Here is a 24,300-nt window from a genome sequence, read left to right as displayed (position 1 = left end):
CCGGCGATCCCGAGGACGGACAGCACCGCGCCGGTGATCCCGATGCTGGGTTCCTTCCACACCGGAGCCAGCGCGACGAAGTGGAGCCCCACGATCAGGGCCACCCACGCGACGTTGCCCTGCCATGGCCGGTCCAGCACCCGGAGGACCTGGAGGCCGCCGAACAGCAGGATCACCTCGGCCGCCACGATCAGCAGGTAGCCGCGGCCGAACATCCTGGCGCCCTCGGGCGGCTGGGGCGGCGTGGCTCTCGACCTGAGGCGCCGGCCGGCGCTGAACCACAGGAAGAGCGCGTAGGCGAGGGCGAGGCCGGCCGCCACGCGCAGGCCGGTGGCGATGCCGGAACCGAGCGGCCCAGGCGCGTTGACGATCACGAAGACCGCGCCGAAAACGGCACCGACCAGCATTCCGGTCAGACGATTATGCATGACCGCAAACCATATCGGTCATCGTGATCTCTGGCGAAAGTAGGCGTTGGCGTCGGTGCTGAACATCAGCACCATGGCTCCCAGGACCGCCGCCAGGTGCAGCACGCGGCTGAGGGTGAAGACGTAGGTCAGCGGCCCGGCGGAGGCGTAGAAGTCGGCGACGGAGTTGCCCGCGAGCAGCCACCGGACGGGCTCGATCACCAGCGACAGAGTGCCGAAGACGCCGAGGGTGAGGGCCAGCGCGATCCTGGCCCAGTTGTGGCCGCGGCGCAGGCTCGCCGCCAGGGCGACGGCCCCGGCGAACACCGCCAGCCGGAAGGCCAGCCCGCCGGCGAGGGCGGCGAACGGGGTGCCGGCCGACAGTGCCTGTCCGACGGCGAGCGCGGTCTCGAAGGCGCCCGCGCCGACGGCGGCGAACCAGAGGGTGGAGGAGGCCTTGACGGATGCGGGGAGTGTCTGCGTGGTGGGCATGCGTCCAGTGTTCTGGATCACCCGCGGGCGGATCTCCCCCGCGCGCACCCGTTTCGCCGGTAGGGAGCGCCCTACCCGCGGGTGGCCGTCAGCTCGTCGGTGGCCTCCTGGAAGGCGCCGGCCGCCTTGCCGAAGTAGTCGAACAGCGTGGCGCGCTGCTCCTCGGTGTAGCCGCCGAGCAGCTCCGCCAGCCGCTGCCGGGCGCCGCTGAGCGCCGCGTCCAGCCGGGCCGGCCTGCCGGACGCCTCGACGATCACCTTGCGCCGGTCGGCGGGGTCGGCGGCCCGCCTGACGTAGCCGCTCTGCTCCAGGCGGTCGATCAGCCTGGTGGTCGCGCCCGTCGTGAGGCCCGTACGGGCGGCCAGCTCGCCCGAGGTGAGCGGACCTGACAGCTCCAGCGTGTTGAGCGCGTAGAGGTCGGTGGCGTTCAGCCCCGCCGCCTCGGCGCTGGCCAGGCTGTGCAGGACCACCGCGCTGAGGTAGTGGCGGAAGACCACGCTGGGTTCCATCGGGGGATTCCTTGTCTCGTGCAAGAGTTGCACTAAGGAAGATATCACCGTGGGCCGCGGGGACGCCCCCGCGGCCCGGTCCGCCTCAGCGCAGCTCGCGCTTGAGGATCTTGCCGGTGGCGGTCATCGGCAGGTCGTCGCGGAACTCGACGATCCGGGGGTACTTGTAGGCGGCCATGTTCTCCTTGCTCCAGGCCACCAGCTCCGCCTCGGTGGCGGCGGCGCCCGCGGCCCGGATGACGTACGCCTTGACCTCCTCGCCGTGCGACTCGTGCGGGACCCCCACGACCGCGGCCAGCGAGACCGCGGGGTGGGTCATCAGGACCTCCTCGATCTCGCGCGGGTAGACGTTGAACCCGCCACGGATGATCATGTCCTTGGCCCTGTCGACGATGGCGTAGTAGCCGTCCGCGTCGCGGGTGGCGATGTCGCCGGTGCGGAACCAGCCGTCGTTCATGACCTCCGCGGTCGCCTCGGGCCGGTTGTAGTAGCCCTTCATGATGTTGTGGCCGCGGATGGCGATCTCGCCGGGGCCCTCGCCCTCGATCGTCTTCCAGTCGTTGTCGACGAGCCTCATCTCCACCCCCCAGATCGGGGTGCCGATGGTGCCGGGCTTGGTCGGCCGGCCGAGCTGGTTGAAGCTGGCCACCGGGGAGGTCTCCGACAGGCCGTAGCCCTCCAGGATGCCGATGCCGAAGGTCTGCTCGAAGTCGCGCAGCACCTCGACGGGGGAGGAGGCGCCGCCGGCCACGGCGAGCCTGAGGGAGGAGGGCGCCTCGACGCCGTCGGCGTGGATCTTGGTCAGCAGGCCCCAGAACATCGTCGGCACGGCGGCCAGGAAGGTGATGTTCTCCTTGCGGATCAGCTCCAGTGCCGCGCCGGGCTCGAACCGCGGCATGAGCACCAGCGTGCCGCGCCTGCGGAAGCCCGTGTTCAGCACGACGGTCTGACCGAAGGAGTGGAAGAGCGGCAGCACGGCCAGGTAGGTGTCGCCGCCGGGGGTGCGGGGGAACATCTCGTCGGCGACCATGGCGTTCATGAGCATGTTCTGGTGGCTCAGCTCGGCGCCCTTGGGCTGGCCCGTGGTGCCCGAGGTGTAGAGGATCACCGCGGTGTCCTCCGGGGCGGTCTGCACCGTCTGGAACTCGCCCGGCATGCCGTTCAGCGCCGCCCAGATCGACTCGCCGTACTCCGACTCGGTGGCCAGCGGAGTGGCCGGCAGCACGAAGAAGTGCTCGCAGCCCTCGGCGGCCTCGAAGCCCGCCTTGCCGCGCTCGCCCAGCGGCAGCTCGGGGGTGCCCTCGAAGCAGAACAGCGCCTTGGCGTCGCTGTCGTCGAGGTGGTAGGTGATCTCCCTGGCCTGCAGCAGCACGTTCAGCGGCACGACCGTCGCGCCCGCCTTGAGGATGCCGAAGTAGACGAAGGGGAAGTACGGTACGTTCGGACAGGCCAGCGCGACCTTGTCGCCCTTGCCGACGCCGCGCGCCACCAGCAGGTTCGCCACCTGGTTGGCGATCGTCTCCACCATGGAGTACGGCAGGCGCAGATCGCCGAAGACGACGGCGGTGTCGTCAGGGGCGTTGCGAGCGCTGTCCTCGAGGACGATCGACAGGTTGAGCATGGGCAGGCCTTCCTCCCTCGCGCTGACTCCTACGCGCGCCATCTTGGCAGGAACCACATACCGACCGGTAGGTAACAAAGGTTACAGATGCATATGGACGAGCCGGGCCGGGTGACGTACGCGCCACACTGGCGGGACGGTGTGGGCCCTTGACGTAAGTGAACACTTGCGCCAACGATGGACGGCATGGACATCGATCTGTCGCAGATCCCCTTCTGGGGTCTTCCGCAGGCCGAGCGGATGGCCGCCTTCAGACGGCTGCGCGAACTGGACCGGCCGGTGTTCGTCAAGGAGAACCCGGTGCCCTTCATCGGCGCGGGCGAGGGCTACTACGCGCTGGTCCGCCACGCCGACGTGGTCGAGGCCAGCCGTAACGCCGAGGTGTTCAGCAGCGAGCCGTGCTCCAACAGCATCCCCGACATGCCGCGCTGGCTCGCCGTCTACTTCGGCTCGATGATCAACATGGACGACCCCCGCCACGCCAGACTGCGCAGGATCGTCTCCAGGGCGTTCACGCCGCGCATCCTGGCGAAGATGGAGGACGACCTCGCCGTGGCGGCGACCGAGATCGTGGACCAGGCGGTCGAGGCGGGACCTGGCGACTTCGTCGAGCAGATCGCCGCCAGGCTTCCCGTCCGCGTCATCTGCGACATGATGGGGATTCCGGCGAAATTTCATGACATGGTGCTGCGCCGTACCAACGTGATCCTCGGCAACGCCGACCCCGAGTACACCGGCGTCCGGCCCGACTTCAGCCGCTGGAACGTCGCCAAGGGGCTCGGCAAGCTCCTGCACGCGGGCCACTCCCTCAACCGGCTGGCCGCCGCCCTCGGCGACGAGCGGCGCAAGCGGCCCACCGGCGACCTGGTGAGCCTGCTGGTCAACGGCGACGAACGGCTCACCCCGCAGGAACTCGGCTCGTTCTTCATCCTGCTGGTCGTGGCGGGCAGCGAGACCACCCGCAACGCCATCGCCTACGGGCTCAAGCTGTTCACCGACCATCCCGAGCAGCGCGAGCACCTCATGGCCGACTTCGACGGGCGGATCACCAAGGCGTGCGACGAGATCGTGCGCTACTCCACCCCCGTGATCCAGTTCCGCAGGACCGTCACCCGCGACCACGGGATGTACCGCAAGGGCGACAAGGTGCTGCTCTTCTACAACTCCGCCAACAGGGACGAGGCCGTCTTCACCGACCCCGACGTCTTCGACATCACCCGCGACCCCAACCCGCACGTCGGCTTCGGCGGCCCAGGGCCGCACTACTGCCTCGGCGCCCACCTGGCGCGCAGGGAGATGACCGTGATGTTCCGCGAGCTGTTCACCCGGCTGCCCGGCATCCGCGCCGTGGGCGAGCCCGACTTCCTGCTGTCGAACTTCATCAACGGCGTCAAGCACCTCACGTACGCGTACTGACCGACCGGCAGGGGAGCGACGACATGACCGTCATCGAGATCGGGACCGTCCACGCCAACGGGCTGGAGTTCGCCTACCTGACGTGCGGCGACGGCCCCCTCGCGCTGTGCCTGCACGGTTTCCCCGACACCGCGCACACCTGGCGCCACCTGATGCCCGAACTGGCCGGCCGCGGCTACCGCGCGGTGGCGCCGTTCCTGCGCGGCTACGCGCCCACCGAGATCCCCGCCGACGGCGCCTACGAGGCGGCCGCGCTGGTGACCGACGTCCTGGCCCTGCACGAGGAACTGGGCGGCGACGAGTGGGCCGTCGTCGTCGGGCACGACTGGGGCGCCTTCCCCGTGTACGGCACGACCGGCCGCTTCCGCAGGTCGGTGGCCATGGCGGTGCCGCCGGTCGGCGCCCTGCTGTCCGGGTTCTTCGACTACGCGCAGCTCAAGCGCTCCTTCTACATCTTCCTGTTCCAGACCGGCCTGGCCGAGAGCGCCGCCGCGACCCCCGGCTTCCTCGACGGGCTCTGGCGCGACTGGTCGCCCGGCTACGACGCCACCCAAGACCTGGAGTTCGTCAGGCGGAGCATCGGCGCGCCGGCCAACCTCGCCGCAGCGATCGGCTACTACCGCGCCATGCTCGGCACCACCCCGCCCTCGGGCCGCTTCCCCGAGCCGCCCGCGCCCGACCGGCCCGTGCTCTACCTGCACGGCGCCCAGGACGGCTGCCTCGGCGAGCACCTGGCCAAGGACGCGCTCACCCACCTGCCGCCGGGCTCGCGGATGGAGAAGGTCGCGGGGGCGGGGCACTTCCTGCACCTCGAACGCCCGCGCGAGGTCAACGACCTGATCCTCGCCTGGCTGGAGGACTGAGCACCGCGATCACCGGGTGCCTGCCCATGAGGCTCACCCGGATCGCCCTGTCCACCTGGAAGCCCGGCGGCCGGACGAGCTCCGGCAGCAGGGCGACGACCCTGCCCGGCCGCTTCAGCACCCGCCGCAGCTCGCTCCAGAACCTGTCGTGGCCGGCGGCGAGCAAGCCGCCCGCGGCCACCTGGCACTCCCACGGCGGGTTGACCAGCGCCACGTCCACGCTGCCGGCGGGCAGCGGGATCCGGCCCGCGTCAGCGGCCAGCCACCCGATCCCCGCGCCGGCGCCCGCCGCCGCGTTGCCCGCGGCCACCCGCACCGCGGCGGGGCTGAGGTCGGCGCCGAGATAACGGGCCGACGGGGCCGCCGCGCGCGCCTCGATGAGCGTCGTGCCCGCCCCGCAGCACGGATCCAGCACCGTGCGCGCCCGCTCCAGCCCCGCCAGCCTGACCATCGCCGCCGCCACCGGCGGATGCAGCGTGCCCGGCACCGTGCCGATCTTGTACGGCCTGCGGTGCAGCGGCCTGCCGGCGATCCGCAGCCCGATCACCGCCTCGTCGCCCTCCACGCTGACCCGCCAGGACAACGCGCAGGGCGGCGGCGGCCCCTGCCTCCTGGAGTGGTACGGCACGCCGAGGCGAGCGGCCAGCTCGGCGCCCACGGCGTCCTCGATGTCGTAGCGGGTGAACGTGCGCCTGCCCAGGAAGGACGCGGACACCTCCAGCCCTGCCACCTCGGGCAGCGCCTTCGCCTCGGGCCGCACATTCGCCTCGGACCGCGCGTTCGCGTCGCGGCGCGCCTTCCCCTCGGGCCGCGCCTTCGTCTCGGGCGGCGCCTTCACCTCGGCCGAGCCGGCGAACTGCGCCTTCAGCGACACCAGCGCGGCGGCGTCCACCTCGCGCGCGGCCGCGCGCAGGCGGTCCAGCGCGGCCTTGGTGTGCCCCACCCGCCCGGCCACCGTACCCGCCAGCAGCACGTCGTCAGCTGTTCGCAGCTCGAGCAGACCGGGATCGGGCACGCCCCGCCTGAACCACACCTCGCGGTGCCGGAAGCGCTCCGCACCGCCGATCTCCTCGGCCACCAGCGGCTCAAGGCCGCGTACCGTCCTGGCCACCAGGAGCGTATGCACCTGTCTTCTCCCACGTCGCGACCCGGGGCGGCGGCATGCCGTCCCGCATCACCGGCGGTGGGCCGGTGCTCGAGAGAGCGGCCGCGGCCCGCCGGCGGATCGTCAACGTCGGAAGAAGAACGTCACGCGCAGAACCTAGCGGGCGCCGCGCACCCGGCTCAACGCGTTTTCACCGCCCCTGCCGACCTCGGGACGAGGGTCTTCGAGGAGGAGGGCGAGCGCTGGACGGAGGGGAGAGGGAGATCCTGGCTAGCGTCCCAGCACCAGGCTGGCGTTGTGGCCGCCGAAGCCGAAGGCGTTGACGAGCACCGCCCCGCGGGGGAGCGGCGCCGCCGTCCCGCGCACCACGTCGAGCTCGATCGCCGGATCGAGGCTCTCCACGTTGATGGTGGGCGGCACCATACCCTCCACGATCGAGCGGACGGCTGCGACCGTCGCCACGCCGCCCGCGCCCCCGCACAGGTGGCCGATCATCGACTTGATCGCGGTCACCGAAGGGTGCCGGCCGACCGCGCCGGCGATCGCCTCGGCCTCCACGGGGTCGCCCTCGGGGGTGGAGGTGGCGTGCGCGCTGACGTGCCCCACGTCGGCGGGATCGAGCCGCGCCTCCCGCAGCGCCGTGGTGATCGCCCTGGACTGGCCCTCGACGGCGGAGGCGGTGATGTGGACGGCGTTCGACGTGACCGCCGCGCCCGCCAGCGTGGCCAGCACCCTCGCGCCGCGCGCGGCGGCGAACGCGGCCCGCTCCAGCACCACCAGGCCCGCGCCCTCGCCCAGGACGAAGCCGTCCCTGCTCACGTCGAACGGCCTGGAGGCCCGCGTGGGCTCGTCGTTGCGCTTCGACAGCGTCCTGGCCTGGGCGAAGGCGGCCATCGTCAGCGGGTGGACGCACGCCTCGGCGCCGCCGGCGACGACCACGTCCGCCCGGCCCAGCCTGATCAGGTCGAGGCCCATCGCGATCGCCTCCGAGCCCGACGCGCACGCGCTGACCGGAGCGTGGGCGCCGCCGCGCGCGCCCAGCTCGATGCTGACCCAGGCGGCCGGGCCGTTGGCCATGAGCATGGGAATGGTGTGGGGCGAGACCCTGCGCACGCCCTCCTTCTCCAGGATGTCGTCCTGGTCGAGCATGGTCACCGCGCCGCCGGTGCCGGTGCCGATCACCACGGCCAGCCGTACGGGGTCGACCTCGGGACGGCCGGCGTCCGCCCACGCCTCCCGCGCCGCCACCACCGCGACCTGCTCGCACCGGTCGAGGCGGCGGGCCAGCGGCCGGCCGAGCACCTCGGCGGGGTCGTCGGTCAGCCGCGCCGCGATCCGCGCGGGCAGGTCCCACTCCGTCGGGCCGACGCCCGAGCGGCCGGCCAGCAGCCCCTCCCACGTCGTCGCCACGTTCCCGCCCAGCGGGGTGGTCGCGCCCAGCCCGGTGATCACCACATCAGATCTCATACCTCCACGCTGCAGGGCGGTGATCGCCCGCGTGGATGCCGTAACAGACGAACGTGGGCTCCAGATCTTGTCGAACGCGCACATAATCTTGACGTAAGTAGTCACTTTCGCCAACCATGGTGCCCATGAGGCTCGTGGACTTCGACCTGTCTGACCAGGCTTTCTGGGCGCTGCCCATGGCCGAGCGCGAGGCGGCGTTCGCCCGGCTGCGCGCGCTCGACGGGCCGGTCTTCTTCGAGGAGATGGAGGTGTCCTTCGCGCCGAAGGGTCCGGGCTACCACGCCCTGGTACGGCACGCCGACATCCTCGAAGCCAGCCGCAACCCCGCGGTCTTCTGTTCGGGCGACGGCGGCGCGACCAACATCCCCGACATGCCGCCCGAGTTCACCGAGTACTTCGGCTCGATGATCAACATGGACGATCCGCGGCACGCCAGGCTGCGCCGTATCGTGTCCAGGGCCTTCACGCCCAAGATGATCAGGCAGTTCGAGGCGGACGTGGAGGCGGCCGCCGCCCGCATCGTCGACGACCTGCTGGCCAAGGGCCCGGGCTGCGACTTCGTCACCGAGGTGGCCGCCAGGCTGCCCCTGAAGATCATCTGCGACATGATGGGCATCCCGGAGAAGGACTACCAGTTCGTCTTCGACCGCTCGAACTTCATCCTCGGCGGCTTCGACCCCGAGTACATCGGCTCCGACGTGGGCGACGTCGCCACCCGCCTGCTCAACGCCGGTTTCGAGCTGCAGCAGCTGGTGCAGGACCTGGCCGCCCACCGCGCCGACCACCCCACGTCCGACCTGACCTCCGCGCTGGTCAACGCCAACCTCGACGGCGAGCGGCTGACGCTGCAGGAGCTCGGCTCCTTCTTCATCCTGCTCGTCGTGGCGGGCAACGAGACCACCCGCAACGCCATCTCCTACGGCCTGCGCCTGCTCACCAAGAACCCCGCCCAGCGCGCCCTGCTGCTGTCGGACATGGAGGCCCACCTGCCGGGCACGGTCGAGGAGATCGTCCGGCTCGCCTCGCCGGTCAACTTCATGCGCCGCAAGGTGACGCGCGACGTCGAGATGAACGGGCACCTCTACAGGGCGGGCGAGAAGGCCGTCCTGTTCTACTGGTCGGCCAACAGGGACGCCGCCGTCTTCACCGACCCCCACGCCTTCGACATCACCCGCAGCCCCAACCCGCACGTCGGCTACGGCGGGCCGGGCCCGCACTTCTGCCTGGGCGCCCACCTGGCCCGCAGGGAGATCACGGTGATGTTCCGCGAGCTGCTGCGCCGTGTGCCCGCGATCGAGGGCGGCAAGCCCGACCGGCTCCACTCGGCCTTCATCAACGGCATCAAGCACATGGAGTGCACGTTCTGAGGCCGTCAGGCCCGGCCGTCCCCGCCTCCTGGCTCTCCCCGGCGTGAGGTCAGGAAGCGGCGGTCGGCTTGATCTGCTTGAAGACGCTGTTGATGTCGGGAAGCAGTTCCTTGTGCTCCGACGGCACCGACATGTAGACGATCGCGGGCACGTCCGCGCCCGTGTTGATCGCGGCGGCCACCACGGTCGTCTTCGCCCCGTTGACCGTCACCTCGTAGGCGTTGAGCTGGGCGGGCAGGTCGCCGACCTTCAGCGTCTGGGTGGCGGTCTTCCTGGCGATGTTCGGGGTGGCGAAGTACAGCTTGCGCGCCGACACCACCACGGCCTTGATCACCGGCTCCAGGTCGTCGGGGGAGGAGTAGGTGCCGGCCAGCCTGGCGGGCAGCGGGCCCGTCATCACCTGGGCGACGACCGGCTTGCCCGACGCGTCGGTGCCGGCGGGGGCGAACTGGCGGGTGCTGTAGCCGTACGTGGACTTCATGGTGGTGCGCACGTCGGCCTTCCACGGGCCGCCGAGCCTGGGCACGGAGATCCCCGCGGTGGAATCGGCGGTCACGCCCATGACGGGGGAGGGGGTGCCCTGGAACCTGGGCAGACGTCCCACGGACGGCTTCTTGGTGGGCGGCTTGGCGGTCGAGGCCGTCGGGGACGGCTCGGCGGCGGGCGACGCCGACGTCTCCTTGGCCAGCGGGCCCGCCAGGAAGGCCCACAGCAGCGCGGCGACCAGCGCGATGCCGATCGAGCCGGCCAGCGCGTAGATCCAGACGGGCTTGCCGGGGCCGTCGTCGTCGCTGTCCTCGGCGCCGATGGCCTCCTCGTCGCCGTCGCCGAAGACGGTGTTCCACAGTTCCTGCTGGCGCTCGGGCGGCGGGGTGCGCGAGCCGCTGATCTGCCCCGCGGTGACGAATCGGTTGTCGGGGTCGGACGGGTCACGGCTCAGCTGGGCGCCGGGACGCTGCTCGCCGGGGACGCCCGTCATCGGGCCGGGCGCGGCAGGCCCCGCGGCGTCGGCCGCGTTCATGAGCGGACCGCCTGCCTGCTGGTGACCGCCCGGCTGCGGGTGACCGGCCGGTGCGCCCATCGTCCTGGGGTCGGCCCCGAGCGGGGCGCCCTGATGCGGACCTCCATGGAGAGGATCGCCATGGAGCGGGCCGCCCTGCGCCGGCGCGCCCTGGCGCGGATCGCCGTAAACGGGGCCGCTCTGGACGGGGCCGCCCGGGTGGCCCCCGGGTGCGGGGTTGCCGGCCGGCGGGTTGAGCCGGGGGTGCGAGGGGCTGGTGCCCGCGCCGAGCGGGTCGGCGGGGTCGATGCCGCCGAGCGGGTCGGGCGCGGGCGGCGCCGCGGCGGAGTCCCTGGGCGGCCAGGGCGCCGGGGTGGACAGGTTCGACCAGGCGGGCAGCGGCTCGCGGGCGGGCGGCGCCTGCTCGGGCCACGCGGGGGCCGAGCCGTTCGCGCGAGGCGCCTCCGGCCACGATCCCGACGCGGGCTCGATGCGGGAGGCCTCCGGCCACGCGGTCGGCACGGGCTCGTGACGTGACGTGTCGGACCACGCGCCGGGGCCGCGCTCGTCGCGGGCGTCGGGCCGCGACGCCGGCACGTCGGGCCAGGACGGCGGCAAGGGTGACGCTCCGGAATTCTCCGTTGCCATTGCTGCCGTACCTCCCGAGGTTATGTCCGGATTGGACGCACCCGGCATGATCTCATGCGAAGCCGGTGGTTCCGCAGCAAAACGTGAGAAGCCAGTGGGATCGGTCGGCGGGTCCTGCATGGGCAGGCCGTCGGGGTCCCATCCGGGCTCAGCTGAGCGCGCCACGGTGACGAGAGTAAACTAAAGGGACATAAGAGGTCACACGGGGCGTAGATACTCGAGTGTGGAGCGCGAGGACCGAACTGGGCGCGGCCGGGAAGCGCTGCATACATCACCATCCGGTCTCGCAGGAGCGGAAGCGTCCATTGTGCCCGGGGATCCCGGCCCGGACATGGCTTTCCACGGAAGACGAGCGGTTGTCGGCTGCGCTAGTCTTGACACGTGCGTTCCGCGACCCAGCTGCTTAGCGGGCCGCGACGGCCGTCGAGCTGAACTCCCGCCGTCGCGGCGACCCCTCGTTGCGGGAACGAGGGGTTTTCTTATGGGTCACATCTTTTAACCGAAGGAAAACCGCCGTGAGTGAGTACGATCCGCAGGCGCTGCAGGCCAAGTGGCAGCAGCGATGGGAGGAGCAGGACCCCTTCCGGGCGAGCGAGGACGCCGCCGACACCCGGGAGCGGCGTTACCTGCTGGACATGTTCCCGTACCCGTCTGGCGACCTCCACATGGGCCACGCCGAGGCGTTCGGCCTGGGCGACGTCGTGGCGCGCTACTGGTTCCAGCGCGGCTACAACGTCCTGCACCCCATCGGCTGGGACTCCTTCGGCCTGCCCGCCGAGAACGCGGCGATCAAGCGCAACGCCCACCCCGCGGAGTGGACCTACGCCAACATCGAGACCCAGGCGGCCTCGTTCAAGCGTTACGCGATCTCCTTCGACTGGTCGCGGCGTCTGCACACCAGCGACGCCGAGTACTACAAGTGGACCCAGTGGCTGTTCCTGCGCTTCTTCGAGCGCGGCCTGGCCTACCGCAAGGGCGGCCTGGTCAACTGGTGCCCCAACGACCAGACCGTGCTGGCCAACGAGCAGGTCGTCGCCGGCCGGTGCGAGCGCTGCGGCGCCGAGGTCGTCCGCCGCGAGCTGACCCAGTGGTACTTCAAGATCACTGACTACGCGCAGCGCCTGCTGGACGACATGGAGCAGCTGCAGGGCGGCTGGCCCGACCGCGTGCTGGCCATGCAGAACAACTGGATCGGCCGCTCCACCGGCGCGGACGTGCGCTTCGAGATCGAGGGCCGCGACGAGCCCGTCACGGTCTACACCACCCGCCCCGACACCCTGTACGGCGCGACGTTCTTCGTGGTGGCCGCCGACTCGGCGCTGGCCGACGAGATCTGCGACGACATCCACAGGGAGGCCTTCGAGGTCTACCGGCGCCGGGTCGCCAAGCTGAGCGACATCGAGCGGCTGTCCACCGAGAAGGAGAAGACCGGCGTCTTCCTGGGCCGCTACGCGATCAACCCGGTCAGCGGCGAGCGCATCCCCGTCTGGGCCGCCGACTACGTGCTGTCCGACTACGGCCACGGCGCCATCATGGCCGTGCCCGCGCACGACCAGCGCGACCTCGACTTCGCCCGCACCTTCAACCTGCCGGTCAAGGTGGTCGTCCACACCGGCATGGCCGACCCGGGCGAGACCGGCATCGCGACCCCCGGCGAGGGCCAGCTGGTCAACTCGGGCCCGCTGGACGGCCTGAGCAAGGCCGAGGCGATCGCCAAGATCATCGAGGTGCTGGAGGAGCGCGGCACCGGCACCGCCACGGTCAACTTCCGCCTGCGTGACTGGCTGCTGTCCCGCCAGCGGTTCTGGGGCACCCCGATCCCGATCATCCACTGCCCTGACTGCGGCGAGGTGCCCGTCCCCGACGACCAGCTGCCCGTCACGCTGCCCGACCTCCGGGGCGAGGCGCTGGCGCCGAAGGGCATCTCCCCGCTGGCCGGCGCGACCGAGTGGGTCAACGTCGAGTGCCCGAAGTGCGGTGGCGCCGCCCAGCGCGACACCGACACGATGGACACCTTCGTCGACAGTTCCTGGTACTACCTGCGCTACACCGACCCGACCTACACCGAGGGCCCCTTCGACGTGGAGAAGGTCCGCAAGTGGGGCCCGATCGACCAGTACGTCGGCGGCGTCGAGCACGCGGTGCTGCACCTGCTGTACTCCAGGTTCTTCACCAAGGTCCTGCACGACATGGGCATGGTCGACTTCACCGAGCCCTTCACCCGGCTGCTGAACCAGGGCCAGGTCATCAACCAGGGCAAGGCGATGTCCAAGTCGCTGGGCAACGGCGTCGACCTGGGCCAGCAGATCGACGCGTTCGGTGTCGACGCGGTCCGCCTGACGATGGTGTTCGCGGGTCCGCCGGAGGACGACATCGACTGGGCCGACGTCTCGCCCGCCGCCTCGCAGAAGTTCCTGGCCAGGGCCTTCCGCGTCTTCACCGAGGTGGCGAGCGAGCCGGGCGTCTCCTTCGAGGGCGGCGACCTGGAGCTGCGCAAGTTCACGCACCGCACCGTCGACGAGGTCACCAAGCTGGTCGAGACGCACCGCTTCAACGTGGCGGTGGCCCGCATGATGGAGCTGACCTCGGCCATCCGCAAGGCCATCGACTCCGGTCCCGGCGCGGCCGACCCGGCCGTCCGCGAGGGCGCGCAGGCGCTGTCGGTCATGCTGTCGCTGGTCGCGCCGTACACCGCCGAAGAGGGCTGGGAGCGCATGGGCGGTGGCGGCTCGGTCTTCCACGCGGGCTGGCCGGTGGCCGAGCCGGCGCTGCTGGTGCAGGACTCGGTGACCTGCGTCGTCCAGGTCGCGGGCAAGGTCCGCGACCGGCTGGAGGTCTCGCCCGGCATCTCCGAGGGCGACCTGCTGGCGCTGGCACTGGCCTCCGAGAAGGTGCGGGCGCTGGTGCCGGGCGAGCCGCGCAAGGTCATCGTCCGCGCGCCGAAGCTGGTCAACATCGTTCCGTAGGGATCCTGGCGGTCCCGTACGGCAGGCACGACGGCCACCGGGCTGACCCGGTGGCCGTCCGCCTTTCCGCCCGCTCCTCCCTGCTTTCCGTCCTACCTGCCAGGAGCTGTCAGGTATGCGGCGTACCGTGCGAGACATGCGATACGTGGCCTTCCTGCGCGGCATCAACGTCAACCCCCGCACCCAGGTCGACATGGCCGCCCTGCGCGCGATGCTGGAGGACCTCGGCTACACCGCGGTCCGCACCCATCTGCGCAGCGGCAACGCCGTCTTCACCGCCGAGCCGCAGCCGAGGGAGCGGATCGAGAAGGCGATCGGCGGCGCGTTGGAGCCGCCGGTGGCGGTGATGGTGCGCACGGCCGCCGAGTTGCGGGCCGTGGTCGAGCGCAACCCCCTCGAGGTGCGCGACCCGGCCAGGTTCGCGGTCGTGTTCCTGTCGCGGGCGCCCGACCGCGAGGAACTGGAGAGCATCGACCCCGCCGACTACGCCCCCGAGGTGATGCGGGTCGGCGAGCGGGAACTGTACATCGACTTCCCCGACGGCCTGGCCCGGCCCAAACTGCCGCCGCTGCTGGAGAAGAGGTCGGACAACACCGGCACGATGCGCAACTGGAACACCGTGACGAAGCTGCTGGAGCTGACGGGAACTGACGGATGAGGTTCGCTCGTAGCGCATCCGGCCGGCGCCCGCCGTGAAGATCCAGGTCATTACCCGCCGGTGCCCCGGCCGGTACGGCTCCAGCAGGGAAAATCCGCGGCGGCCGACCAGCCGAGCATTAGTGTGCAACTGTGACAATTGGCGCTTACCTAAGGTATCCCCATCTGCACGGAGACCTGATCACGTTCGTGGCCGACGACGACGTCTGGCTGGCCCCGCTGGACGGAGGAAGGGCCTGGCGATTCACCGCCGAGCGCGCCCCCGTCTCCTACCCCCGGTTCTCCCCTGACGGCACCAGGCTGGCATGGACCAGCACGCGTGAGGGCACGCCCGAGGCGTTCGCCGCGGAGATCGACGGGGCCGCGGGCGAGCGGCTGACCTACTGGGGCCACGCCTCCACCGGTGTGCGCGGCTGGACACTCGACGGCCGCGTCCTGGCGATCAGCGCGACCGGGCAGGCCTCACGCGACCGGACGTGGGCCTACGCCGTACCGCTGGACGGCGGGCAGGCCGAGCGCCTGCCGTACGGATGGGTGAGCGAGGCCGCCCCCAACGCGGGCGGCGGCGTGGTGACGGTCTCGCCGGTGTGGCGCGAGCCGTCCCAGTGGAAGCGCTACCGGGGCGGCACCGCCGCCAAGATCTGGATCGACGCCACCGGGTCGGGCGAGTTCACCAGGCTGTTCGCCGACAGCATCGCGCAGTACTGGTCGGCCATGTGGGTCGGCGGCAGGATCGCCTTCCTGGCCGACCACGAGGGCGTCGGCAACCTCTACTCCGCCCTGCCCGACGGCTCCGACCTGCGCCGGCACACCCAGCACGAGGAGTTCTACGCCCGGCACGCCGCCACCGACGGCACCCGGGTGATCTACAGTCACGCGGGCGACCTGTGGGCGCTCGACTCCCTGGACGGCGAGCCGTACCGGCTGGAGGTCAGGCTGGGCGGGCCCCGGCCCGCGCGGGCCACCCGCCCGGCGCCCAGCAGGGCCGCCGACTTCGCGCCCGACACGACCGGCCGGGCGAGCGCCGTCGAGATCCGCGGCACCGCCCACTGGGTCACCCACCGGGACGGACCCGCCGGCGTGCTGCGCGCCGAACCCGGCGTCAGGGTACGGCTGCCGCGCGTGCTCGGCGAGGACGGCCTGGCCGTCTGGATCAGCGACGCGACCGGAGAGGACGCGCTGGAGATCGGCCGCCCCGGCGGCGAGATCCGCACGCTGGCCTCCGGACAGCTCGGGCGCGTCCTCGACCTGGCCGTCGCACCCGACGGCAAGCACGTCGCGCTGGCCAGTCACGACGGGCGCCTGCTCGTCGTCGACACCACGACCGGCGCGACCAGGGAGCTCGACCGGACGGCCAACGGCGACATCGACGGCATCACCTTCTCGCCCGACTCCGCCTGGCTGGCCTGGTCGCACCCGCACCACGAGCCGCTGCGCCAGATCAAGATGGGCCGCGTCGACGGCACCTCCGTCATCGAGGTGACCTCGCAGCGCTTCAGCGACTACGCCCCGGTCTTCACCAAGGACGGCAAGCACCTGGCGTTCCTGTCGATCAGGACGTTCGACCCCGTCTACGACGCGCACGTGTTCGACCTGTCCTTCCCCGCCGGAGCCAAGCCGTACCTGGTGCCGCTGCAGGCGACCACGGCCTCGCCGTTCGCCCCCTCACTGGAGGGCCGCAGCTTCAACGGCGCCGAGTCCGACACGCCGTCGTCGCCCGACACCCCCGACGGCGGGAAGGACAAGAAGGCCAAACCCGCCACCGAGGTGGACGCCGAGGGGTTGCCGGCCCGCGTCGTCGCCGTCCCCGTCCCCGCCGGGCGCTACTCCAACCTGCGCACCGCCAAGGACGCCCTGCTGTGGCTGCGCCACCCGCTGGCCGGCGAGCTCGGCGACGGCAACGAACGCGAGGAGGTCGTGCTGGAGCGCTACGACCTCAAGAAGCGCGCCAAAGCGGAGATCGCCAAGGACGTCCGTGCCTTCGAGGTCAGCGGCGACGGCACCCGCCTGGTCACCAACGGCAAGAACGGCCTGCAGACCCGCGCGGCGAGCGAGGGCGACGAGGTCGTCGGCGTCGACCTCGACCGCATCACCGTCACCATCGACCCGGTCGCCGAATGGCGGCAGTCCTACCACGAGGCCGGGCGGCTCATGCGCGACCACTACTGGCGCGCGGACATGGACGGCGTCGACTGGGCGGGCACGCTGGCCCGCTACGCCCCGCTCGTCGAGCGGATCGGCGCCTACTCCGAGCTGATCGACCTGCTGTGGGAGGTGCAGGGCGAACTGGCCACCTCCCACGCCTACGCCCGGCCCAACGGCGCCGCCGTCGACCCCAAGCGGCGCCAGGGACTCCTCGGCGCCGACCTCGCCCTCCGCGACGGCGCCTGGGTGGTGGACAGGATCCTGCCCGGAGAGTCCTCCGACCACGCCGCCCGCTCGCCGCTGCTGGCCCCCGGCGTCGCCGTACGCGAGGGCGACGCGATCGTCGCCGTCGGCGGCCGGCCCGTCGACCAGGTGCGCGGCCCGCAAGCCCTCCTCGCCGGAACGGCCGAGCAGCCGGTCGAACTGACGATCAGGCCCGCCTCGGGCGGCGACACCCGGCGCGTGGTCGTGACACCGCTGGCCGACGACACCGCGCTCCGCTACCACGACTGGGTCGAGAGCCGGCGCGCCTACGTTCGGCAGGCCTCCGGCAACCGGCTCGGCTACCTGCACGTACCCGACATGGTCGCCAGCGGCTGGGCGCAGTTCCACCGCGACCTGCGCACCGAGATGCCGCAGGAAGGCCTCGTCGTGGACGTACGCGGCAACAGCGGGGGCCACACCTCCGAACTGGTGCTGGAGAAGCTGTCACGCAAGGTGAGCGGCTGGGCGATCTCGCGCGGGTACGAGCCGATGCGCTACCCCGAGGACTCGCCGCGTGGCCCCGTCGTCGCCGTCACGGACGAGTTCGCGGGATCCGACGGGGACATCGTCAGCGCCGGGATCAAGAACCGGAACATCGGTCCGCTCATCGGCACCCGCACCTGGGGCGGGGTGATCGGCATCGACGGGCGGTACCAGCTGGTCGACGGAACGGTCGTCACCCAGCCCCGGTACGCGTTCTGGCTGGACGGCGAGGGGTGGAACATCGAGAACTACGGCGTCGACCCTGACATCGAGGTGGTGATCACACCGCAGGACCGGGTGGCGGGGCGGGACCCGCAGCTGGAGAAGGCGGTGGAACTGGCGCTGGCGGCACTCGACCAGCAACCGGCGGCCACACCGCCCGACCTTCCCCCAACCCGCAACTGACGGGCCGCTGAGCGGGGTCGCGCGCGGGCCCCGGCAGTGCCGGAGACCGGACGTTCCGTGTGGTCGGCACTGCCGGGGGCCGGACGTTCCGTGCGGTCGGCGCTGCTGGGCCTGACCGTCTACGGTTGGAGCTGTCGGGGCCGCCTCTCGTGCGCGGCTCAGCGGGCACCACGGGAGGCTGATCCCGGCGCCGCTCCAACCGGCATCGCTCCTACCGGCATCGCTCCTACCGGCATCGCTCCTACCGGCATCGCTCCAATCGGCGCCGCTCCAACCGGCATCGCCTGCGTCTCGTCGCGCCGCTTCCCTCCCGAGAACGCCCACCCTCGAGAACGCCCACCCTCGAGAACGCCCACCCCCGAGAACGCCCACCCCCGAGAACGCTCAGCGCCCCGGAGGTGCCGGGTGTCGCGGTGCGACCCCGGCTGTCCGAAATCAGAGTGCTCGTGACGAGCCTCGGCCTCAGCAGGGTCCGGCAAGGGATCGCGACGAGTAGGGCGTATCGGGGTCCGGCGACCAGACCCGGGCCAGGCGGTCCAGGATCTCCGCCAGCGTCTCCGTCGACGTCGCGAAGTTGACCCGTACGTAGGTCTCCCCGCCCGGTCCGAAGGCGGCGCCGTCACTCACCAGGATCCGCGCCTCCCTCTCCAGCGCCTCCGCCATCCCCGGCCGTCGCATGTCCAGCCATGCCAGATAGGTCGCCTCCGGCATCGCGTACCCCGGCACCCGCTCGGCGATCAGACGCCGGTTGCGGTCCAGGGCCGCCATGGTGTCGCGCAGCCACCCGTCGCCGTGCCTCCACGCGGCGACCGTGGCCTCGACGCCGAAGATGTTCGCCCCGCCGTACAGGAAGGCGGGCTGCGACTGGAGCGCGTCGCGGACCCGTGCCGAGCCGACGTGGGCCAGCGCGCAGCGGATACCGCCGAGGTTGAAGGCCTTGGTCGCGGAGGTCAGCGTGACCGTGCGTTCGGGCAGGATCGTGGCGAACGGGATGTGCGTGGCGGGCGAGTAGACCAGGTCGGCGTGGACCTCGTCGGCGATGACCAGCACGTCGTGCCGTTCGGCCTGCTCGGCCACGGTGGTGAGCTCGTCCCTGGTGAAGACCTTTCCTGTGGGGTTGTGCGGGTTGACCAGGACGAGCGCGCGGCAGCCGGCCAGATCCGCCAGGTCGGTGTGCAGCGTGCGGCCCATCTCCTCGATCGTGCCGAGGAAGGGCGGGTACGCCGGAACCTGCATGGCGATCCTGTCACCGGGTTCGGTGGCGAGATGAAGGACCACCTGGAGCGCCTGGTTGAGATCGGAGAAGGTGCGGACGGCTGCCGGGTCGGCGGGCCAGTCGTACCGGGTGAGCATGCGCTCGGCGAAGGTCTCCGCCAGCGGTCCGGCCTGCGGGTCGGCGGCCCAGGTGGGGTAGCCGAGGTCCCCGCGGGCACGCCGCTGGAGTGCCTCGACGATCGGGGGAGCGGTGGCGAAGTCCATGTCGGCGATCCAGCAGGCGATGACATCGGGACCGGCGCTCGCCCATTTCAGGCCGTCCTTGGCGGGCGGGGGGAAGAAGTCGTCCACCCGATCAGTGTCACCCAGACCCGGGAAATGTCCGATGGGCCGGGATTGCCGGAAATCGAACGCATCGGTGTCGCCGAGCGTCGGAGGGTTCTGTGCGACCAGCTCGCGCCCGAGTCCGGATAGCGGGATGCCTGGAAGAGCCCTCGCACCAACGCATGAAGAGATGGCCAGTCCGTTCCCCGAACTGTGGGCTGGGGTTCGGACGCGCGCCCCTCGATGGGTACGGCTCCACCCGGCCCGTCGGCATCCGGCCGCCGACGTGCACGACTGGGCCGCCGGTCGGGTCGCTGCTCCGTGCGTAACGTCGGTCGCGGGTCGGGTGATGTTCCACCCGAAGGCGTCGCTCGCGGGTAGGAGCCGGGATCCGCGCGTGGGCATCGGCATGCGGAGGCGGCGTACAGCCAGGCGACAGGCCATTCCGGGCGTCGGCGTGCGGAAGCGACGGACACTCAAGCGACACGGCATTCCGGACTGGGCAGGGCTGTGTCGGTCCCACCGGCCAGGGCTACGCCGGCTCGATCGACCCTCGGGAAAGGTGAGGGCCGATCGAGCGGCGAGATGCGGTCAGAGGCGGCGCAGGACTGCGACGACCTTGCCGAGGACGCTGGCCTCGTCGCCGGGGATCGGGTCGTAGTTGGCGTTGTGCGGCACCAGCCAGACGTGGCCGTCCTTGCGCTTGAACGTCTTCACCGTCGCCTCGCCGTCGATCATGGCTGCCACGATGTCACCGCTCTCGGCCACCGGCTGCTGCCGTACGACCACCCAGTCGCCGTCAGCGATCGCTGCCTCGATCATCGAGTCACCCGCGACCTGGAGGAGGAAGAGGGTGCCCTCGCCGACGAGCTGCTTGGGCAGCGCGAAGACGTCTTCCACACTTTCCTCGGCGAGGATGGGGCCACCGGCGGCGATGCGACCGACCAGGGGAACGTAGGCGGCCGTCGGCCTGCTCACCTGCGACTCGACCTCGCTGGCATCGGGGTCGACCCACAGCACGGGCTCACCCGGCAGCCTCACCTCAAGGGCGCGAGGGCGGTGCGGGTCACGCCTCAGGTAGCCCTTGCGCTGCAACGCGGTCAGCTGGTGAGACACGCTGGACGTGCTGGTCAGCTGCACGGCCTCGCCGATCTCACGCATGGACGGCGGATAGCCGCGCTGCTGGACGGAGTCGCGAATCACCTCAAGGATCTTGCGTTGCCTGGGCGTCAGGCCCAGTGAGTCGCGACGGCGGACCGCAAGGTCGCTGACGCCGTTGCCGTCATTCGGCTCGCTCATGCTTTCCTCCTCGCCCGGCGGCCTGCCTCACCGGCCCACCCTTCCGGTCCGTGGTCTTCATGTCGCACACAGCGACCGTACCGCCGATGGAGATCAACTTCAAACAATTGTTCGAGTCTTCCTCGAAATCGTCGGTGACGTGGTGTACAACATCGTACGGGAGTTCGATCGACACCGTGTTCGATTCACTGATCTTTGTTTGACCTTTTCCTTGGGTCGACGGTGGCGGGAGGTCATCAGTGCGGGCGACCACGACGACAGATTCGACCGGCCAAGACGAGCAACTCACCCTGATCGCCGACATCACCAGGGAGGAGTGCGGGCGCCCTGCCGTACCAGGAGACCGGCGCCTCCGCCTGGTCCCTCCACCCCGAGGTACGGCAGGCCAGGACAAGCAGATCGGCGGACGGCCCGCGGGGCCGCGCGAGGTTGGGGGTGGACGGTTTGCCGGGTCGCGAGGGGCATCGGGCGGACAGTCCACGGGACCACGCGGGGCAGGAGGCGGGCGGTTGCGGGTCGTCCGCGACCAGGGGGTGGCGGGGCCGGGTGTGCGGGAGGGTGCGCCCGGCCCGGCAGACGACAGCACAGATACGGGGGCGGCGATGAACGGCAGGCGAGAGCGGAAGGCGCGCGCAGACGCCCGGTCGGGCGGGACGGGGCGCGGAGATGGCCGGTCGGGTGGGACGGGTCGCGGTGACGGCCGGTCCGGCGGGACGGGTCGCGGTGACGGCCGGTCGGGTGGGACGGGGCGCGGTGACGGCCGGTCGGGTGGGACGGGTCGCGGTGACGGCCGGTCGGGTGGGACGGGTCGCGGTGACGGCCGGTCGGGTGGGACGGGTCGCGGTGACGTGGCGCGTGGCGGGCGCGAGCCGCAGCGGCTCACGTCAAGGGGCAAGAGCGGCGGCCTGCGTGGCGGGTGGCGGCTTCGGGGCAGGCGGCGACCTGGCGCGATGGACGGCGGTCCTGGGAGGCCCGCGCCACAAGGGCGCGAGGCTCCCCCTGACGCCGCGCACGCGCAGGCCGGTAGGGGTCGGCCGGGCGACACGCCGACCGCGAACCTGCAGACGAAAGAACCGGGACCGGGGGCACGCCGTGTGCGGGAGGCGCTCGCACGCCCTGGACGAGCAGGGGCGACGCGTTCAAGCCGCGATGGTCAGGGGCAGTCGCTCCGGGGTCGGGCTCGCATAGGAGAGATGGCCGCGGCTTCGGCTTGGGAGAGGTGGTCGGTCTCCGGCCGGGTTCGGACGGGAGAGACGGCCGCGGCTTCGGCCTGGGAGGGGCAGCCTGTCTCCGGTCGGGCTCGCATAGGAAAGACGGTCGCGGCTTCGGCGTGGGAGGCGCAGGAGCTCTCTGGCCGGGCACGCACGGGACAGGTGGATGGGGGTTCGGGTCGCGTGGGGCAGGCGGTCGCGGGTCCGGCTCGCCGGGCGCAGGTCGTCGAGGCGGGGGCGGGGGAAAGGCCTGGAACGGTCCGCGCGCAAGAGCAACGGGCGGGTACGGGTCGTGGCAGGCGGCCGCGGTCGGGCGCGCGCCACACGCGGGGAGCGCTTCGGGTGGTCGCGCCGGAGGAGCGACAGTCGAGGAGGCAGACGGGGGAGCGACAACCAAGAAGGTCGGAGGGGGAGCGACAGGCGAGGAGGTCGGCGGCGGAGCGACAACCAAGAAAGTTGGCGGGGGAGCGACAGGCGAGGAAGTCGGTGCGGCTCACGGCGCCCATGAGGCTGACCAGGCGAGGCAGGGTCGCGGTCGTGGGGCTGTTCGCCGTGCTGTCCCTGGGCGGGTTCGTGCTCGGAGCCAAGGCGACCAACTGGGCGATGGCTCAGGAGACGACGAGTGCGGGACACGCGGGCCTGCCGTGGGTGATCGTGGAGAAGGGCGACACGCTGTGGACCATCGCCGCGGCGATCTCTCCGGGCGACGACCCCACCGCCGTCGCCGAGGAGATCAAGCGGCTCAACGGGCTGGAGAGCTCACTCATCCGTCCGGGCGGCCGGCTGTACCTCCCCGACAAAGCTCCCTGACCGACCGGCGATTCCGGACCGGAGGGACGGCAGGCGCCCGCGCGTGCGACCGACACGAACCGCCCCCGTGCCTCCCCGATCGTCGACCACCGACCACCGCCCGCCGACCACCGCCCGCCGACCACCGCCCGCCGACCGCCGACTGCCGACTCAGCGTGCACACACGAGTGCGTGACGGCATCGGACGGACGGAGCGCCAAGCCGCCGACGGCATCCCGTCGCGGTCGGGGTGGCCCGACGCCGTCTCATGGGAATGTCGGCGGCAGCCCATCAGGGCGGCGGCGATGGCATCGAAAGAGCCGCTCGCAGCCGTGGTCCGAACGGCGGTTGCCGGCCCGGAGACGGCCCGATCCACGAGCCGGCGGAGCCGACACAAGCGTTGCTGAAGGCGGTGTGCACGGAGGATCTAGCGACTGATCGCCCCATGCGTCCTGCCCTCAAGCGGCTCCCGGCTGATCGATTGTGGACACGCACACGGTAGCGTCCGCATGACGATCATGAAACGAGGACCGCTGTGACTGAATCGTCCAGGAATGCGCCGGACATGTCCCGTGCCGCCCGCTTGGCTCGCCATAGTGCAGTCTCCACCGCCCTGGGGCTGCTCGCCGACCGACGGCTGGCCGAGCTGGTGGAGGCCGCCCCACCCCTCGGAGCCGGTGTCGGCGGTCCCACCGCGCTCCTGGAGGTCGAGGGCAGGCCGGTCTTCGTCAAGCGGGTCCCCCTCACCGACCTGGAGAGGCGGCCGGAGAACACCAGGTCCACCGCGAACCTGTTCGGGCTTCCCACGTTCTGCCACTACGGGCTCGGGCTGGGGTCGGGGTCCGGCGTCTGGCGCGAGCTGGCCGCGCACGTCATGACGACCGGGTGGGTGCTCGGCGGCCACTTCGACGGTTTTCCGCTGCTGCACCACTGGCGGGTGCTGCGGGAGCCGGCCCGGATGGCGACGGCCGGAGAACAAGCGGCGTTGGAGGAGGCCGCGGCGTATTGGGAGTCCTCCCCGGCGGTGCGCGCGCGGCTGGAGGCGCTCGCGCAGGCGTCGGCCGCGGTCGTGCTGTTCCTGGAGTACGTTCCGCAGGACGTCAACCGGTGGCTGGAGGTGCAGGCCGCCCTCGGCGGCGACGCCGTCGAATCGGCGTGCTCCCTCCTGGAACGGGAACTGGCCGCCGGGGTCTCCTTCATGAACGCGAACGGGTTGCTCCACTTCGACGCGCATTTCGGCAACATCCTCACCGACGGCAGCCGCCTGTACTTCACCGACTTCGGCCTGGCGTCTTCCCCACGCTTCGAGCTCTCCGGCGCCGAGCGCGACTTCCTCCGCCTGAACGCCGGCCACGACGAGTCCTACACGGCCCGGGAACTGGTCAACCGGCTGGTGATCGCTCTGAGCCGCCCGGCTGACCGGGCGGAGCTCCTTGATCTCGTACGGCGGTGCGCCGAGGGTGACAGCCTCCCTGGCGTCCCGGAGCCGATCGGGAAGATCCTCAGACGCCACGCGCCCGTCGCCGCCGTCATGAACGAGTTCTACGGCACGTTGTTCGACGAGACCAGGACGGCACCCTACCCGGCGGCCGACATCCACCGGGCGCGCTCCGCCCTGTCCCGCTGACAGCCCGCCCGCGCGCGCCG

At 71.5% G+C, this 24,300-nt stretch carries 17 protein-coding genes; 8 read left to right on the top strand and 9 right to left on the bottom strand.

Annotation, left to right across the window (positions count from 1 at the left end):
- From ACWENQ_RS14720 to ACWENQ_RS14705, 4 genes are all read right to left on the bottom strand, one after another.
- On the bottom strand, positions 1-428 hold a 428-nt coding region (locus ACWENQ_RS14720), incomplete at its 3' end, for a hypothetical protein (protein ID WP_452414513.1).
- Positions 429-446: 18 nt separating this feature from the next.
- On the bottom strand, positions 447-899 hold the full coding sequence (locus ACWENQ_RS14715) for a hypothetical protein (protein WP_452414512.1): 453 nt from the start codon (positions 897-899) through the stop codon (positions 447-449).
- 71 nt (positions 900-970) lie between these two features.
- Positions 971-1,408 carry a MarR family winged helix-turn-helix transcriptional regulator gene (locus ACWENQ_RS14710; RefSeq protein WP_354916654.1) on the bottom strand — a complete coding sequence of 146 codons (438 nt, stop codon included), beginning with the start codon at positions 1,406-1,408 and terminating at the stop codon, positions 971-973.
- An 85-nt stretch (positions 1,409-1,493) separates the two neighbouring features.
- Complete coding sequence (locus tag ACWENQ_RS14705) at positions 1,494-3,029, bottom strand: long-chain-fatty-acid--CoA ligase (RefSeq protein WP_449928021.1); 1,536 nt, start codon at positions 3,027-3,029, stop codon at positions 1,494-1,496.
- 186 nt (positions 3,030-3,215) lie between these two features.
- Here ACWENQ_RS14705 and ACWENQ_RS14700 point away from each other — a divergent pair, with 186 nt between their 5' ends.
- Both ACWENQ_RS14700 and ACWENQ_RS14695 read left to right on the top strand, forming a co-directional pair.
- Entirely contained in the window at positions 3,216-4,445 is a 1,230-nt protein-coding gene (locus ACWENQ_RS14700; protein ID WP_449927750.1) for a cytochrome P450, read from the top strand.
- Positions 4,446-4,468: 23 nt separating this feature from the next.
- A complete protein-coding gene (locus tag ACWENQ_RS14695) occupies positions 4,469-5,308 on the top strand; it encodes an alpha/beta fold hydrolase (protein WP_452414510.1) in 840 nt (279 codons plus the stop codon).
- On the opposite strand, the gene ACWENQ_RS14690 is transcribed toward ACWENQ_RS14695, so the two are convergent.
- Both ACWENQ_RS14690 and ACWENQ_RS14685 read right to left on the bottom strand, forming a co-directional pair.
- A complete protein-coding gene (locus ACWENQ_RS14690; RefSeq protein ID WP_452414508.1) occupies positions 5,274-6,434 on the bottom strand; it encodes a TRM11 family SAM-dependent methyltransferase in 1,161 nt (386 codons plus the stop codon). The genes ACWENQ_RS14695 and ACWENQ_RS14690 overlap by 35 nt on opposite strands.
- A gap of 249 nt (positions 6,435-6,683) precedes the next feature.
- Positions 6,684-7,880, bottom strand: a complete 1,197-nt coding sequence (locus ACWENQ_RS14685; protein ID WP_452414507.1) for a beta-ketoacyl-[acyl-carrier-protein] synthase family protein — start codon at positions 7,878-7,880, stop codon at positions 6,684-6,686.
- 125 nt (positions 7,881-8,005) lie between these two features.
- Between ACWENQ_RS14685 and ACWENQ_RS14680 the strand changes: the two genes are divergently transcribed.
- The gene (locus ACWENQ_RS14680; RefSeq protein ID WP_449927758.1) at positions 8,006-9,247 is read left to right on the top strand and encodes a cytochrome P450; all 1,242 of its coding nucleotides are present in this window, start codon (positions 8,006-8,008) and stop codon (positions 9,245-9,247) included.
- A 49-nt stretch (positions 9,248-9,296) separates the two neighbouring features.
- Here ACWENQ_RS14680 and ACWENQ_RS14675 read toward each other — a convergent pair whose 3' ends face one another.
- A complete protein-coding gene (locus tag ACWENQ_RS14675; protein WP_452414506.1) occupies positions 9,297-10,865 on the bottom strand; it encodes a hypothetical protein in 1,569 nt (522 codons plus the stop codon).
- A 545-nt stretch (positions 10,866-11,410) separates the two neighbouring features.
- Between ACWENQ_RS14675 and leuS the strand changes: the two genes are divergently transcribed.
- The 3 genes from leuS (at position 11,411) to ACWENQ_RS14660 (ending at position 17,815) form a co-directional block, all read left to right on the top strand.
- On the top strand, positions 11,411-13,861 hold the full coding sequence (gene leuS, locus ACWENQ_RS14670) for a leucine--tRNA ligase (RefSeq protein ID WP_449927762.1): 2,451 nt from the start codon (positions 11,411-11,413) through the stop codon (positions 13,859-13,861).
- A gap of 136 nt (positions 13,862-13,997) precedes the next feature.
- The gene (locus ACWENQ_RS14665; RefSeq protein WP_449927764.1) at positions 13,998-14,519 is read left to right on the top strand and encodes a DUF1697 domain-containing protein; all 522 of its coding nucleotides are present in this window, start codon (positions 13,998-14,000) and stop codon (positions 14,517-14,519) included.
- Positions 14,520-14,707: 188 nt separating this feature from the next.
- Positions 14,708-17,815 (top strand): S41 family peptidase, encoded by a 3,108-nt coding sequence (locus ACWENQ_RS14660; protein WP_452414504.1) that lies wholly within the window; start codon positions 14,708-14,710, stop codon positions 17,813-17,815.
- Between the two features lie 462 nt (positions 17,816-18,277).
- Here ACWENQ_RS14660 and ACWENQ_RS14655 read toward each other — a convergent pair whose 3' ends face one another.
- Positions 18,278-19,381 carry a MalY/PatB family protein gene (locus ACWENQ_RS14655; protein ID WP_452414503.1) on the bottom strand — a complete coding sequence of 368 codons (1,104 nt, stop codon included), beginning with the start codon at positions 19,379-19,381 and terminating at the stop codon, positions 18,278-18,280.
- A 564-nt stretch (positions 19,382-19,945) separates the two neighbouring features.
- Positions 19,946-20,653, bottom strand: coding sequence for a transcriptional repressor LexA (lexA, locus tag ACWENQ_RS14650; protein ID WP_354916687.1), 708 nt, complete (start codon positions 20,651-20,653; stop codon positions 19,946-19,948).
- Between the two features lie 1,715 nt (positions 20,654-22,368).
- Between lexA and ACWENQ_RS14645 the strand changes: the two genes are divergently transcribed.
- Together ACWENQ_RS14645 and ACWENQ_RS14640 are read left to right on the top strand one after the other, a co-directional pair.
- Complete coding sequence (locus ACWENQ_RS14645) at positions 22,369-22,674, top strand: LysM peptidoglycan-binding domain-containing protein (RefSeq protein ID WP_449927770.1); 306 nt, start codon at positions 22,369-22,371, stop codon at positions 22,672-22,674.
- Positions 22,675-23,218: 544 nt separating this feature from the next.
- Positions 23,219-24,280 carry a serine/threonine protein phosphatase gene (locus tag ACWENQ_RS14640; RefSeq protein WP_452414502.1) on the top strand — a complete coding sequence of 354 codons (1,062 nt, stop codon included), beginning with the start codon at positions 23,219-23,221 and terminating at the stop codon, positions 24,278-24,280.
- Positions 24,281-24,300: the final 20 nt, after the last annotated feature.

Source organism: Nonomuraea sp. NPDC004354, from assembly GCF_053602555.1.
Note: the sequence above shows the minus strand (reverse complement) of the source record. Positions and strands in the feature narration are given on the sequence as shown.

What these genes read in the sequence shown, in the direction of transcription:
- ACWENQ_RS14715 (WP_452414512.1), bottom strand. Translation starts at nt 899, where the DNA reads ATGCCCACCACGCAGACACTCCCCGCATCCGTCAAGGCCTCCTCCACC.
- ACWENQ_RS14710 (WP_354916654.1), bottom strand. Translation starts at nt 1,408, where the DNA reads ATGGAACCCAGCGTGGTCTTCCGCCACTACCTCAGCGCGGTGGTCCTG.
- ACWENQ_RS14705 (WP_449928021.1), bottom strand. Translation starts at nt 3,029, where the DNA reads ATGCTCAACCTGTCGATCGTCCTCGAGGACAGCGCTCGCAACGCCCCT.
- ACWENQ_RS14700 (WP_449927750.1), top strand. Translation starts at nt 3,216, where the DNA reads ATGGACATCGATCTGTCGCAGATCCCCTTCTGGGGTCTTCCGCAGGCC.
- ACWENQ_RS14695 (WP_452414510.1), top strand. Translation starts at nt 4,469, where the DNA reads ATGACCGTCATCGAGATCGGGACCGTCCACGCCAACGGGCTGGAGTTC.
- ACWENQ_RS14685 (WP_452414507.1), bottom strand. Translation starts at nt 7,880, where the DNA reads ATGAGATCTGATGTGGTGATCACCGGGCTGGGCGCGACCACCCCGCTG.
- ACWENQ_RS14680 (WP_449927758.1), top strand. Translation starts at nt 8,006, where the DNA reads ATGAGGCTCGTGGACTTCGACCTGTCTGACCAGGCTTTCTGGGCGCTG.
- ACWENQ_RS14665 (WP_449927764.1), top strand. Translation starts at nt 13,998, where the DNA reads ATGCGATACGTGGCCTTCCTGCGCGGCATCAACGTCAACCCCCGCACC.
- lexA (WP_354916687.1), bottom strand. Translation starts at nt 20,653, where the DNA reads ATGAGCGAGCCGAATGACGGCAACGGCGTCAGCGACCTTGCGGTCCGC.
- ACWENQ_RS14645 (WP_449927770.1), top strand. Translation starts at nt 22,369, where the DNA reads ATGAGGCTGACCAGGCGAGGCAGGGTCGCGGTCGTGGGGCTGTTCGCC.
- ACWENQ_RS14640 (WP_452414502.1), top strand. Translation starts at nt 23,219, where the DNA reads ATGTCCCGTGCCGCCCGCTTGGCTCGCCATAGTGCAGTCTCCACCGCC.